Genomic DNA, 12,743 nt, shown 5'->3' with positions numbered 1-12,743 from the left:
CGGCGCCCCGCCTCTCCGCCTCGTCCGCTTTTTTCCCCCGTCGCTCATGACCACGCGCCGCGCACGTCTCGATCGCGCCTCGATCAGGCTTCCTCGACGGGTACGGCGGCCTCCCGGGCCGCGTCCGGGCCCTCTTCGAGGAGTACCGCGAAGCCCTCCTCGTCGAGCACGGGCACCTTCAGCTGCATCGCCTTGTCGTACTTCGACCCCGGGTTGTCGCCCACCACCACGAAGGACGTCTTCTTCGAGACGGATCCGGTGACCTTGGCGCCGCGGCTCTGGAGCGCTTCCTTGGCGCCGTCCCTGGTGTGCGCGGTCAGCGTGCCGGTGACGACGACGGTGAGCCCCTCCAGCGGCCTCGGCCCCTCGTCCTGTCCCGCGCCCTCGTCCTCCATGCGCACCCCGGCCTCGCGCCATTTGCGCAGGATCTCGCGGTGCCAGTCCTCGGCGAACCACTGCTTGACGGAGGCGGCGATGATGGGCCCCACCCCGTCCGCCGCGGCGAGCTCCTCCTCGGACGCCTCGTCGATCCGGTCGACGGACCGGAACTGCCGGGCCAGTTCGACGGCGGCCACGGGCCCGACATGCCGGATCGAGAGTCCGGTGAGGATGCGGGCGAGAGGGGCCTGCCGTGCCTCGGCGATCCCCTCCAGCATGCTGAGGGCGTTCTTCTTCGGCTCGCCCTGCTGGTTGGCGAAGACCGTGGCGATCTTCTCCTCGCCCGTCTTCGGGTCGCGCTTGGGCAGCCCGCTGTCCGCGTCCAGGACGTACGCGCGGATCGGCAGCAGCTGTTCCACCGTCAGGCCGAAGAGGTCCCCCTCGTCGAGCAGCGGCGGCTCGGCCGGCTCCAGGGGCTTGGTCAGGGCGGCGGCGGCCACGTAGCCGAAGTGGTCGATGTCCAGGCACTTGCGGCCCGCGAGATAGGCCAGGCGCTCCCGCAGCTGGGCGGGACAGGAGCGGGCGTTGGGGCAGCGGAGGTCGATGTCGGCCTCCTTCATGGGACGCAGCGGCGTCCCGCACTCGGGGCACTCCGACGGCATGACGAACTCCCGCTCGCTGCCGTCACGCAGATCGACGACCGGCCCGAGGATCTCCGGGATGACGTCTCCCGCCTTGCGCAGGACCACCGTGTCGCCGATGAGGACGCCCTTGGCCTTCACCACGTTCTGGTTGTGCAGGGTGGCGAACTCGACCTCCGATCCCGCCACCTCGACCGGCTCCACCTGGGCGTACGGCGTGACCCGGCCGGTCCGCCCGACGCCGACCCGGATGTTGACCAGCTTGGTGTTGACCTCCTGCGGCGCGTACTTCCAGGCGATCGCCCAGCGGGGCGCGCGCGAGGTGGAGCCCAGCCTGCCCTGGAGCGGGATCTCGTCGAGCTTGATGACGACGCCGTCGATCTCGTGCTCGACGGACTGGCGGTGCTCACCGAAGTGGGCGATGAACTCCCGCGCCTCGTCGAGGGACCCGACCACCTTGTTGTGCCTGGCGGTCGGCAGGCCCCACTCCCTCAGCAGGTCGTAGGCCTGGGAGAGCCGGTCGATGTCGAAGCCCTCACGGGCGCCGATGCCGTGCACCACCATGTGCAGCGGGCGGGTGGCGGTGACCTTCGGGTCCTTCTGCCTCAGCGACCCGGCCGCCGCGTTGCGCGGGTTGGCGAAGGGCTTGTCACCGGCCTCGACGAGCCGGGCGTTGAGCCCCTCGAAGGCCTCCATGGGGAAGAAGACCTCGCCCCGGATCTCGACGAGTGCGGGGATGCGGTCGCCCTTGAGGCGGAGCGGGATGTCGGCGATCGTACGGACGTTGGGGGTGATGTCCTCCCCCGTGCGGCCGTCGCCGCGGGTCGCCGCCCGGGTCAGTCTGCCGTGCTCGTAGGTGAGGTTGACGGCGAGGCCGTCCACCTTGAGCTCGCACAGGAAGTGGTACCCGCCCCTGCCCACGTCCTTGGCCACGCGCTCGGCCCAGGCCGCGAGCTCCGCGTCGTCGAAGGCGTTGTCCAGGGAGAGCAGGCGCTCACGGTGCTCGACGGAGGTGAACTCCGTGGTGTAGGGCCCCGCCACCTTCTGGGTCGGCGAGTCCGGGGTGCGCAGCTCGGGGTGCTGCTCCTCGATGGCCTCCAGCTCGCGCATCAGCCGGTCGAACCCGGCGTCGTCGATGACGGGCTGGTCCTTCACGTAGTACCGGAAGCGGTGCTCCTCGATCTGCTCGGCGAGAAGTGCGTGCTGTTCCCGCACCTCCGCCGTCACACCGGTGAGCTGCTGCGCCTGCTGTTCGCCGGCCATCGCCTGTTTCCTCCCGTTACCCCGTCGACCTGACCCGTTACTCAGGGTTGTCCGCGAGTGACCTCGCGGCGCGGGCGCAGTGGGCGAGCGCGGCGCGCGCGTACGCGGGCGACGCTCCCGCCAGCCCGCAGGACGGGGTGATCACGACGGACTCGCTCAGAGTCCCCGGATTCAGCCCCAGCCTGCTCCACAACGTCCTGACGTCCTTGACGCTACCGCCCGGGTCCGACAATGGGGTCGACGCGGCTTCGAGTCCGGGCACCACGCCGAGGAAGAGCTGGGTACCGCCTTCGACGGCTTCCCCGATCGCCTCCTCCTCACGCTCGGTGAGCAGCGAGAAGTCGAAGGAGACCGCGTCCGCCCCGGCGCGTCGCAGCAGCGCGAACGGCACCTCGGGGGCGCACGAGTGGACCACCGTGGGCTCTTCGCCGTTGGCCGCGAGCACCTCGCGCAGCGTTCCTTCGACCACCTGGCGGTCCACCGCGCGGTAGGTGCGGTAACCGCTCGCCGACCGGACCCGCCCCAGGAGCACCGCGGTCAGGGAGGGTTCGTCGAGCTGGAGCACGACCTCGGCGCCGGGGACCCTGCGCCGCACCTCGGCGAGGTGGGAGCGGAGTCCTTCGGCCAGCGAGCCCGCCAGATCACGGCAGGCTCCCGGGTCGCCGAGCATGGCCTCGCCGCCCCGCAGTTCCAGTCCTGCCGCGAGGGTCCACGGGCCGACGGCCTGGACCTTGAGCAGCCCCTCGTACCCCTGGGAGAACTCCTCCAGGGCGTCGAGGTCCTCGCCCAGCCAGGAGCGGGCCCGGCGCGTGTCGCGGCCCGGCCTGTCGCTGATGCGCCAGCCGCTGGGCTCCACATGGCCGTACATCTCCACGAGCAGGCCGATGGTCCGCCCGGTCATGTCCGCGCCCGGACCCCGCGCGGGCAGCTCCGCCAGGTACGGCATGCCCTGCCCGTCGGCGAACGAGCCGGTGACGGTCCTGGCCGCCTCCCGGGCGTCTCCTCCCGGCATGGACCCGATCCCGGTGGCTGCACTCGCGCTGAACCTGCTCTTGTCGCTCACGCGGAAAGCCTACGGTCCCCGGGCGCGTGCCCTCAGCGGCCGGGTCGGACCGTCAGGTCGTTGATCTCGGCGTCCCGCGGCAGATCGAGGGCCAGCAGGATCGTGGTGGCCACCGACTCGGGGTCGATCCAGCGCGATGCGTCGTACTCCTTGCCCTCCTGCTGGTGGACCTTGGCCTGCATGGGGCTGGCGGTGCGGCCCGGGTAGACGGAGGTGACCCTGACGCCGTTGCCGTGCTCCTCGTGGCGCAGCGAGTCGGCGAGCGCCTTCAGCCCGTGCTTGCTGGCGGCGTAGGCGCCCCATTCGGCGTGCGCCGCGAGCCCGGCGCCGGAGTTCACGAAGACGACGTGGCCGTGGGTGACGCGTAGCTGCGGCAGGAGCAGGCGCGTCAGTTCGGCCGGGGAGACCAGGTTGGCGTTGAGCTGGAAGTGCCAGGCCTTGGGGGTGAGGTCGCCGACCGTGCCGAGTTCGACGACGCCCGCGATGTGCAGCAGCGAGTCGAGGCGTTCGGGCATGGGCTGCTGTCCGAAGGCCCAGGAGAGCCGGTCGGGGTTCCCGAGGTCACCGACGAGTGTGCGGGCGCCGGGGTGGAGCGCGGCCAGTTCCTTGGCACGGCCCGCGTCCCGGGCCAGCAGCACGAGTTCGTCGCCGCGCTCCAGGAGCCGGCGGGCGACCGCCGCGCCGATACCGGAGCCGGCACCGGTGATGAGGTGAGTAGGCATGCCCTCATGCTCGCATCACTGCAGACCGGCCCACTCCTCCAGGTAGGCCAGCGCCCCGACGCCGTCCTTGGCGAAGAAGACCAGCTCGGTCAGCGGGACCGGGAGGAAGCCCTCGTCCTCCATGCGCTGGAACTGCTGGTGCAGGCCGTCGTAGAACCCGGCGGTGTTCAGCAGGACGACCGGCTTGGTGTGCTTGCCGTGCTTCTTCAGCTCCAGGATCTCGGTCGCCTCGTCGAGTGTCCCCGTGCCGCCGACCATGATCACGATCGCGTCGGCCTTCTCCAGGAGCAGGGCCTTGCGCTCGGCGAGGTCCTTGGCGATCACCATCTCGTCGGCGTTCGCGCGCGCCTTCGCCGCCAGGAACTCCACCGACACCCCGACGAGCCGCCCCCCGGCCTCCTGGACGCCGTCCGCCACGACCTTCATCAGCCCGCTCTCCGACCCGCCCCAGACCAGGGTGTGTCCGCCCCTGCCCAGCAGGTCGGCGAATTCACGGGCGGGCACGGTGTACCGGTCGTCGAGGTCGGCGGCGGAGAGGAAGACGCAGATGTTCATGCGGACACCGTACGGCCGCTCCCGCGCCTCCGGGACTCCCGGGCGGCGGGACGACTCCCGGGCCCGGGAAGAAACGGGCCTTCTCCGCGGCTGAACCGGACATGACCTCCCTCACCGGACACACGATCACCGTCGGACCCGCCGAAGTGCATGTGCGCGCCGTGCACGACGGGCAGGTCGTCGCCGAGAGCCGCCGCCCGCTGGTGCTGCGCGAGACGGGCTGCCCCGACCGCTACTACCTGCCGCCCGAGGACGTCCGCACCGAGATGCTGACGCCCTCGGACACCCGCACGCACTGCCCCTTCAAGGGGGACGCCTCGTACTGGTCGCTGCCCGGTGCGGCGGACCTGGTCTGGGCGTATCCGGAGCCCAAGGAGCAGGTCGCCGCCATCAGGGACCACTTCTGCTTCTACGCCACCGATGTCGTCGCCGGCTGACCCGGGAAGTTCTTCCGCGCCGTGGCGATGAGTTCCACGCGGCACCGCAGTCCACCCTCACATGGACAAGACTCTCTCCCGTGACGGCACGTCGATCGCGTATCGCCGGCGCGGCGACGGACCGACCGTGCTCCTGGTCGGCGGGGCCCTGAGCACGGCGGCCGACGGGGCGGCGCTGGCCGCCCTGCTGGTCCCGCGCTTCACGGTCGTCACCTACGACCGCCGGGGGCGCGGGGTGAGCGGCGACGGCGGGCCGTACACGGTCCGCCGCGAGATCGAGGACCTGGCGGCGGTCGTGGCCGCGACGGGTGAGCGGGTCTCGGTGTTCGGCATGCTGTCGGGCGGGGCGCTGGCCCTGGAGGCGCAGGCGGCGGGGCTGCCGGTGGACCTCCTCGCGGTCTACGAGCCTCCGTACACCCCGGGCACCACCGGCCTCCTGTACAAGTCCCGCTGCACGGCCCGGTTGCACCGGCTGCTGGCGGACGGTGACCGGGGCGGTGCCGTCGAGCTGTACCTGTCCCGGACCGGAGTACCCGAGGACACGATCACGCGGATGCGACGGGCCCCGCTGTGGTCCGGCCTGGAGGCGGTGGCCCACACCCTCGCCTACGACGACGCGCTGCTGGGTGACGGCTCGGTGCCCGCCGCGAGGTTCGCGTCGGTCACCGCCCGCACCCTGGTGGTGACCGGTGGCTTCAGCACGGCGCAGGCACACGCGACGACCCTCGCGCTCGCCGCCGCGATCCCCAGGGCCAGGCACCGCACGCTGACGGGTCAGACCCGCGAGCTGGCGCCGCACGTGATCGCACCGGTGCTGGCGGAGTTCTTCGACAGGCCTGTGCACGCACGCCAGGCGTCCTGAGACCGCCCCGCGCAGCCACGCCCGTACAGGGGTCGGACGTGACTGTGCGGGGTCACGTTCAGGACGACGCGTATCGCTCCAGACCCGTCCGTACGTCCTCGGCGGTCATCACCGGGAACATCTCGACCCTGGCACCGAGCTGCGCGAAGAACGGCTCGGAGATGCTCGGGAGCTGAGAAGGGTCCTCCAGGTCGATGACGACGAAAGCGGTACGCACTCCATCGTGCGGCCCGAAGTAGGCGGCTTCCGGCCGCAGCTGCTCCAGCATGGACCGCATGAACTGCGCCATCTCGTTGTTCTGGATCATCTGGCTGGACTTCTGTGTGTCCATGTGGATCACCAGCATCGTTCTCATGGGTGCCTCGTTCCTCTCGACGGCAAGCCGCTCCAGTGTTGGAGCGGTGTGACCGGGCCGCACCCGGGCCACGCCATTCGAGGGACGCAGGGCTTCCGTCAGGGCTGGGTACCGGCCACCCGGAAGCGCGGCAGCACCCTCGGCCTGCCGACGGGACGGGGAGGCCGACCCCGTCGTACGTACACCGCGTGCGGACGATCCGCGCGTGCAACCGATGACGCCGCGTTCCGGCCGTGCCGGCCCCGGCCCCTCAGCCGGCGGCCGGTGCCGTCTCTCGCCGCACCGTCGTCGCGATGGTCGCCGAGCCGACGACCCGGGTGCCGTCGTACAGCACCACCGCCTGGCCCGGGGCCACACCCCGCACCGGCTCGGTGAAGGTGACGGACAGGGTGCCGTCGGTGACCTCCGCCGTCACCTCGGTCTCGCCGCCGTGGGCGCGGAGCTGGGCGGTGTACGTCCCGGGGCCCGTGGGGGCCGTGCCGCACCAGCGGGGCCTGATCGCGGTGAGCGCGGTGACGTCCAGGGCCTCGGCCGGGCCGACCGTCACCGTGTTGTCCACCGGGGAGATGTCCAGGACGTAGCGCGGCTTGCCGTCGGGGGCGGGGTGGCCGATCCGCAGGCCCTTGCGCTGGCCGATGGTGAAGCCGAAGGCGCCCTCGTGGGTGCCGACCTTCGTGCCCGACTCGTCGACGATGTCGCCCTCGGCGGGACCTCCGAGACGGCTCGCGAGGAAGCCCTGGGTGTCGCCGTCGGCGATGAAGCAGATGTCGTGGCTGTCGGGCTTCTTGGCGACCGCCAGGCCCCGGCGCTCGGCCTCGGCCCGGATCTCGTCCTTGGTGGTGAGGGTGTCGCCGAGCGGGAACATCGCGTGGGCGAGCTGCTTCTCGTCCAGGACGCCGAGGACGTAGCTCTGGTCCTTGGCCATGTCCGAGGCCCTGTGCAGCTCCCGGGTCCCGTCCTGCTTGAGCACGACGGTGGCGTAGTGGCCGGTGCAGACGGCGTCGAAGCCGAGGGCCAGTGCCTTGTCGAGCAGGGCGGCGAACTTGATCTTCTCGTTGCAGCGCAGGCAGGGGTTGGGCGTGCGCCCGGCCTCGTACTCCGCGACGAAGTCGTCCACGACGTCCTCGCGGAAGCGTTCCGCCAGGTCCCAGACGTAGAACGGGATACCGATGACGTCGGCCGCGCGGCGGGCGTCCCGGGAGTCCTCGATGGTGCAACAGCCGCGTGCGCCCGTACGGAAGGACTGCGGGTTCGCCGAGAGAGCGAGGTGCACACCGGTCACGTCGTGGCCTGCCTCGACGGCTCGCGCGGCCGCGACGGCGGAATCGACTCCGCCCGACATGGCGGCGAGTACACGGAGGGGGCGCTGGGAGGTCTGAGTCATAGCTTCACCAGAGTACGGGGCTCCGGGAACCGAATGCTCGCGGATAAGCGTTGAGCAGCACATGGGGAACAACGGGAGTGCCGGACCGTCGGCCGAAGGCCCTGGTCACGGCATCAGCCGGCGCACGCTTCTGATCGGCGGCGGGGTGGCTGCGGCGGGCACGGCCGTACTGGCCGCGGAGGAGATCCGGCGCGTCTGGTGGCGGGTGCCGGGTGTGGAGAAGCCCCGCAGGGCCGGGGAGCTGGACTACGCCCCGGCGAGCTGGATCGCGGCCTCCGAGGCGAACTGGCGGCGGGCCGACCGCCCCGACGACTACGGCGTGGACCGGGTGATCGTCCATGTCACCCAGGGCAGTTACGCCAGCGCGGTCAAGGTCTTCCAGGACCCGGCGCACCAGGCGGCGACGCATTACATCGTCGGGCAGGACGGCCGGGTGACGCAGATGATCCGGGAGCTCGACGTGGCGTACCACGCGGGCAACCGCTCGTTCAACGAACGCAGTGTCGGTATCGAGCACGAGGGCTTCGTCGACCGGCCGCAGGACTTCACCGCCGAGATGTACGAGTCCTCCGCGCGGCTCACGGCCGCCATATGCAGGCGGCACGGGATCCCGGTGGACCGCGAGCACATCATCGGGCACGTCGAGGTGCCCGGCACGGACCACACCGACCCGGGACCGCACTGGGACTGGCCCCGCTACATGAAGCTGGTGCGCGCGGCGTCCACGGCGGGGGCGCGGGCTAGCTGAGCCCTGCCGTCCTGGCCCGCTCGACCGCGGGGCCGATCGCCCGCGCGAGTTCCCTCACGTCCTGCCCGGTCGACGTGTGCCCGAGCGAGAAGCGCAGCGTGCCGCGCGCCAGGGCGGGGTCGGTGCCGGTGGCCAGCAGCACGTGGCTGGGCTGGGCGATGCCCGCGGTGCAGGCCGACCCGGTGGAGCACTCGATGCCCTGGGCGTCGAGCAGCAGGAGGAGGGAGTCGCCCTCGCAGCCGGGGAAGGTGAAGTGCGCGTTGGCCGGCAGCCGCCCGCCGGGGGCCGGGTCGCCGCCGAGGAGGGCGTCGGGGACGGCCTTCAGCACGGCGGCGGCCAGCTCGTCACGGAGCGCGCCGATGCCGTGGGCGAAGTCCTCGCGACCGTCGGCCGCCTGCCGGCCGGCCACGGCGAAGGCGGCCACCGCCGGCACGTCCAGGGTGCCCGAGCGCACGTGCCGCTCCTGGCCTCCGCCGTGCAGCACGGGCACGGGGCTCTGGTCACGTCCGAGCAACAGCGCCCCGATGCCGAACGGACCCCCGATCTTGTGTGCGCTGACCGTCATCGCGGCCAGCCCGGAACGGGCGAAGTCGACTTCCAGCTGCCCGAACGCCTGCACCGCGTCGGAGTGCATGGGGACGTCGAACTCGCGCGCCACCTCGGCGAGTTCACGTATCGGCATGATGGTGCCGATCTCGTTGTTGGCCCACATGACGGTGACCAGGGCGACGTCGTCGCTGCTGCGGGCGAGCGTCTCCCGCAGCGCTTCCGGGTGGACACGTCCGTACGGGTCGACCGGGAGGTACTCGACGGTGGCGCCCTCGTGCTCGGCGAGCCAGTCCACGGCGTCGAGCACGGCGTGGTGCTCCACGAGGCTGGCGAGCACCCGGGTGCGCCGGGGGTCGGCGTCGCGGCGGGCCCAGTAGAGGCCCTTCACGGCGAGGTTGTCGGCCTCGGTTCCGCCGGAGGTCAGGACCACCTCGCTGGGGCGCGCGCCGAGCGCGTCGGCGAGGGTCTCTCTGGACTCCTCGACGGTACGGCGGGCCCGGCGCCCGGCAGCGTGCAGGGAGGACGCGTTCCCGGTGACGGCGAGCTGCGCGGTCATCGCCGCGATCGCCTCCGGAAGCATCGGCGTGGTCGCGGCGTGGTCGAGGTAGGCCATGGTGGAGACGATTCTACGAGCCCGTGGCGCGGAGCGTGCCGAGGGCGGTGCCCCGGAGCCTCGACGGCCTCGCCGGCGCCCTCGGCCACGGTCCGGTCGTACGGTGGGCGGGCCGGCCGGCGCGTGCGGCAGCGGGATCAGCCCGCCAGGCTCCAGGACACGGTGCCGTTGGCCGTGACCAGGGCCGCGAGGACGACCAGGTCGGCGACGCCGAGGCCCAGCCCGAGCAGAGCACGGCCACGGCGGGCGGGGGACCGGGAGAGGGCGACGACCGCCATGACGATGGCGACCGGGCCGAGCAGGATGTTCATCACCAGGAGGCCGAGCAGTCCGAGCACGAACGAGGCGACGGCGAGGCCGTCGGCCTCCCGGCCCACCGGCTGGCCGCCGCCGGAGGTGGCACCGGCCCGGCGGGACTCGGCGGAACGTGCGTCGGATTCAGCGGTGCGCGCGGTGGTGAGTGCCATGGTGCGGCTCCTTCGTCAGCGGGTGCGGCGGGCGAGGCGTTCACGTACGCCGAAGACCGCCAGCCAGAGACCGATCACGGCCGCGGCGGTCAGGGCCACGGGGAGCGGGAGGTGTGCGACCGCTCCGAGGACGACGCCCAGCAGGAGCAGGGCGGCTACGAGGACGAGCATGTCCGGCCTTTCTGCGAGCTTTGAGAGTACAACTGTTCACCGAGTTCGAGTCTAGGACCTTGTACCCCTTCCTGGACTCGGAGAACGGTTGTTTACTGAATGGCATGAGTCACACCATCGGCGTCCGCCAGGCCCAGAAGCAGAGGACCCGCCAGGCACTGCTCGACGCGGCACTGGAACTGCTGGAGCACCAGAGCCTCAGCAGCCTGGGCCTTCGCGAGGTGACGCGGGCCGTGGGCGTTACCCCGACAGCCTTCTACCGGCATTTCGACGGCACGGCGGCCCTGGGCGTCGCCCTGGTCGAGGAGACGCTGGGGAGCCTGCACGGCATGATCGGCGCGATCCTCGCCGACACCGGGGACAGCGAGGAACGGCTCGACCGCAGCGTCGGACTGATAACCCGTCACGTCACGCGCCAGCCCGCCCATTTCCGGTTCATCGCCCGCGAGCAGCACGGCGGCGTCGGTCAGGTCCGCGCCGCGATCGCGGCACAGTTGCGCGGCTTCGCCGAGGAGGTCGCCCACGTACTCGCCGCGGAGCCCGAGTCGGCGGGATGGGACCGGGAGGACCTCCTGATGCTGGGCGGGCTGTACGTCGACCACATGGTGCTCACCGCCTCGGCACTGCTGGACGCCGGGCCGGAGGGCGAACAGGAGGTCGTCCGGGTGGCGCGCCGCAGGCTGCGCCTGGTCACACTGGGCCGGGCCCACTGGCTGGACACGCCGCCGTAGGGTCGGTGACATGAGTGACTGGACTCTGGACCGGACCTTCGCCAGCTCCTCGGGAGAGGTCCGCTGGGCCGCTCTCGGCCCCCGGCAGGCACCGCCCGTCGTCCTGGTGCACGGCACGCCCTTCTCGTCGTACGTCTGGCGCGGCATCGCCCGGGGGCTCGCACAGGACCACCGCGTGTACGTGTGGGACCTGCCGGGCTACGGCGCCTCCGCGCAGTACGCCGGCCAGGACGTGTCGCTGCGCGCCCAGGCCCGGGTGCTCACCGACCTCCTCGGACACTGGGGGCTGGACGGACCGGCCGTGGCCGCGCACGACTTCGGGGGCTGTGTCGCTCTGCGCGCGCACCTGCTGCACGGCGCCCGCTACCGGAGGCTGGCCCTGGTGGACCCGGTGGCGCTGGCGCCCTGGGGTTCACCCGCCTACCGGCTGCTCGGCGGCCGGGCCGAGGTATTCGGCGAGCTGCCGCCGGACCTGCACCGGGCGCTGGTGACCGAGTACGTCGGCTCGGCCAGCCACCGAGGACTCCACCCGGCGGTCCTGGACAGGCTCGTCGCCCCCTGGTGCACCGGCTCCGGGCAGCCCGCGTTCTACCGGCAGATCGCCCAGAACGACCAGCGGTTCACCGACGACATCCAGCACCGCTACGGAGAACTGGAGCTGCCGGTGCTGGTCTGCTGGGGCGCGGAGGACACCTGGATCCCGGTCGCCCGCGGCCGTGAACTCGCCGGAATGATCCCGGGCGCCGAGCTGCAGCTGATCGAAGGCGCCGGGCACCTGGTGCAGGAGGACGCGCCCGCCGAGCTGACGGCGGCGCTCACCCGTTTCCTGCGTACAGCTCGGTGACCGCCGCCGCCGCCTCGGCGAGCAGGCGGCGGGCTTCCGGGGGCGCGAGGACCTCGAGGTCGGGGCCGAAGGAGAGCAGGGAACGCGCCCACCCGGTCTCCGGCACGGCGAGTTCGGCCACCAGCCACTCCCCCGCCGACTCCTCATCCGGCTCCGGCCGGCCGGTCAGCACTCCCGCGCACAGGCGCACGAAGAGGTCCAGCCGGGACCGGCGCACGCGGACGTGGAGCCGGACGTCCCCCGGCCGCTCCTCGACCCGCCGGCGCAGCTCCTCCCACACGTCGGCGGGCTCCACTCCCTCCCTGCGCACCACGGGCTCCTGCGTGAGGTCCGCCCGCTCCACCCGGTCCGCGCGGAAGAGCCGGGGTGCTCCGTCCAGGTCGGCGATCAGATACCAGACGCCGGCCTTCACGACGAGGCCGTAAGGATCGACGGTGTGGACGCACGGGGTGTCCGTGCCGCTGTGCCGGTAGCGCAGCAGCAGTCTCCGGTCGGCGAAGACCGCGTCGTGCAGTTCACCCACGTCGACGGCGGCCTGCGGTCCCTTCATCCAGCGGACGGGATCCACCAGGATGCGGCGGCTGGTCTGTTCGGCGGCGGGCCGGTGCGGGGCCGGGAGCGCGGCCATCACCTTGCGCAGCGCGGAACCGAGTGCGGCGTCCAGCCCGAGCGCGGCGTGCGCCCCCTGTGCGGCGAGGACGAAGAGGGCGCGCGCCTCGTCCGCGGTGAGCCCGGTGACATCGGTGCGGAAGCCCGGCAGCAGGGCGATCCCCCCGTTGCGTCCCCGCTCCGTGTACACGGGCACGCCGGAGGCCGAGAGCGCCTCGACGTCCCGGTAGATGGTGCGTACGGAGACTTCGAGACGCTCGGCCAGCTCCGTTGCGGGGACCAGGCCGCGGGTCTGGAGCAGGAGCAGGACGGAGAGGAGCCTGTCGGACTTCACCGCACCATCCTGGCGGA

The 12,743-nt window shown here is 72.1% G+C and carries 15 protein-coding genes; 5 read left to right on the top strand and 10 right to left on the bottom strand.

The window, feature by feature from the left end:
* Positions 1-83 precede the first annotated feature (83 nt).
* Genes ligA through ACHFIV_RS05850 form a run of 4 tightly spaced genes read right to left on the bottom strand, consistent with a single transcriptional unit; the run spans position 84 to position 4,622 of the window.
* On the bottom strand, positions 84-2,282 hold the full coding sequence (ligA, locus tag ACHFIV_RS05865) for an NAD-dependent DNA ligase LigA (RefSeq protein ID WP_398964391.1): 2,199 nt from the start codon (positions 2,280-2,282) through the stop codon (positions 84-86).
* A 37-nt stretch (positions 2,283-2,319) separates the two neighbouring features.
* Positions 2,320-3,345: a methionine synthase gene (locus tag ACHFIV_RS05860; RefSeq protein WP_398964389.1), complete on the bottom strand. Its 1,026-nt coding sequence runs from the start codon at positions 3,343-3,345 to the stop codon at positions 2,320-2,322.
* A 32-nt stretch (positions 3,346-3,377) separates the two neighbouring features.
* Positions 3,378-4,067 (bottom strand): SDR family oxidoreductase, encoded by a 690-nt coding sequence (locus tag ACHFIV_RS05855; protein ID WP_398964388.1) that lies wholly within the window; start codon positions 4,065-4,067, stop codon positions 3,378-3,380.
* A gap of 15 nt (positions 4,068-4,082) precedes the next feature.
* Positions 4,083-4,622: a TIGR00730 family Rossman fold protein gene (locus tag ACHFIV_RS05850; protein ID WP_398964386.1), complete on the bottom strand. Its 540-nt coding sequence runs from the start codon at positions 4,620-4,622 to the stop codon at positions 4,083-4,085.
* A gap of 101 nt (positions 4,623-4,723) precedes the next feature.
* Here ACHFIV_RS05850 and ACHFIV_RS05845 point away from each other — a divergent pair, with 101 nt between their 5' ends.
* Together ACHFIV_RS05845 and ACHFIV_RS05840 are read left to right on the top strand one after the other, a co-directional pair.
* Positions 4,724-5,059: a DUF427 domain-containing protein gene (locus ACHFIV_RS05845; RefSeq protein ID WP_398964384.1), complete on the top strand. Its 336-nt coding sequence runs from the start codon at positions 4,724-4,726 to the stop codon at positions 5,057-5,059.
* Positions 5,060-5,120: 61 nt separating this feature from the next.
* Complete coding sequence (locus ACHFIV_RS05840) at positions 5,121-5,921, top strand: alpha/beta fold hydrolase (RefSeq protein ID WP_398964382.1); 801 nt, start codon at positions 5,121-5,123, stop codon at positions 5,919-5,921.
* 58 nt (positions 5,922-5,979) lie between these two features.
* Here the strand turns inward: ACHFIV_RS05840 and ACHFIV_RS05835 are convergent, their stop codons facing one another.
* Together ACHFIV_RS05835 and mnmA are read right to left on the bottom strand one after the other, a co-directional pair.
* The gene (locus tag ACHFIV_RS05835; protein ID WP_398964380.1) at positions 5,980-6,276 is read right to left on the bottom strand and encodes a DUF3303 family protein; all 297 of its coding nucleotides are present in this window, start codon (positions 6,274-6,276) and stop codon (positions 5,980-5,982) included.
* Between the two features lie 250 nt (positions 6,277-6,526).
* The gene (gene mnmA, locus ACHFIV_RS05830; RefSeq protein ID WP_398964378.1) at positions 6,527-7,660 is read right to left on the bottom strand and encodes a tRNA 2-thiouridine(34) synthase MnmA; all 1,134 of its coding nucleotides are present in this window, start codon (positions 7,658-7,660) and stop codon (positions 6,527-6,529) included.
* Between the two features lie 61 nt (positions 7,661-7,721).
* Between mnmA and ACHFIV_RS05825 the strand changes: the two genes are divergently transcribed.
* The gene (locus ACHFIV_RS05825; protein ID WP_398964376.1) at positions 7,722-8,408 is read left to right on the top strand and encodes an N-acetylmuramoyl-L-alanine amidase; all 687 of its coding nucleotides are present in this window, start codon (positions 7,722-7,724) and stop codon (positions 8,406-8,408) included.
* On the opposite strand, the gene ACHFIV_RS05820 is transcribed toward ACHFIV_RS05825, so the two are convergent.
* The 3 genes from ACHFIV_RS05820 to ACHFIV_RS05810 all read right to left on the bottom strand — a co-directional run bounded on the left by ACHFIV_RS05820 (position 8,401) and on the right by ACHFIV_RS05810 (position 10,208).
* On the bottom strand, positions 8,401-9,570 hold the full coding sequence (locus ACHFIV_RS05820; protein ID WP_398964374.1) for a cysteine desulfurase family protein: 1,170 nt from the start codon (positions 9,568-9,570) through the stop codon (positions 8,401-8,403). The two genes, ACHFIV_RS05825 and ACHFIV_RS05820, sit on opposite strands and share 8 nt — an antisense overlap.
* Before the next feature lie 137 nt (positions 9,571-9,707).
* Positions 9,708-10,037: a DUF4190 domain-containing protein gene (locus tag ACHFIV_RS05815; protein WP_398964372.1), complete on the bottom strand. Its 330-nt coding sequence runs from the start codon at positions 10,035-10,037 to the stop codon at positions 9,708-9,710.
* A gap of 15 nt (positions 10,038-10,052) precedes the next feature.
* Positions 10,053-10,208 (bottom strand): hypothetical protein, encoded by a 156-nt coding sequence (locus tag ACHFIV_RS05810; protein ID WP_398964371.1) that lies wholly within the window; start codon positions 10,206-10,208, stop codon positions 10,053-10,055.
* Positions 10,209-10,312: 104 nt separating this feature from the next.
* Here ACHFIV_RS05810 and ACHFIV_RS05805 point away from each other — a divergent pair, with 104 nt between their 5' ends.
* Together ACHFIV_RS05805 and ACHFIV_RS05800 are read left to right on the top strand one after the other, a co-directional pair.
* Positions 10,313-10,939 (top strand): TetR family transcriptional regulator, encoded by a 627-nt coding sequence (locus ACHFIV_RS05805; RefSeq protein ID WP_398964369.1) that lies wholly within the window; start codon positions 10,313-10,315, stop codon positions 10,937-10,939.
* A 10-nt stretch (positions 10,940-10,949) separates the two neighbouring features.
* Positions 10,950-11,783 (top strand): alpha/beta fold hydrolase, encoded by an 834-nt coding sequence (locus ACHFIV_RS05800; protein ID WP_398964367.1) that lies wholly within the window; start codon positions 10,950-10,952, stop codon positions 11,781-11,783.
* Here the strand turns inward: ACHFIV_RS05800 and ACHFIV_RS05795 are convergent.
* Positions 11,755-12,726, bottom strand: coding sequence for a helix-turn-helix transcriptional regulator (locus ACHFIV_RS05795; protein ID WP_398964365.1), 972 nt, complete (start codon positions 12,724-12,726; stop codon positions 11,755-11,757). The two genes, ACHFIV_RS05800 and ACHFIV_RS05795, sit on opposite strands and share 29 nt — an antisense overlap.
* Between the last annotated feature and the right edge of the window lie 17 nt (positions 12,727-12,743).

This window comes from Streptomyces sp. ALB3, assembly GCF_044385685.1.
In the GTDB taxonomy this organism is placed as follows: Bacteria; Actinomycetota; Actinomycetes; order Streptomycetales; family Streptomycetaceae; genus Streptomyces.
The sequence above is the reverse complement of the archived record's forward strand: the minus strand, read 5'-3'. Positions and strand labels throughout refer to the sequence as shown.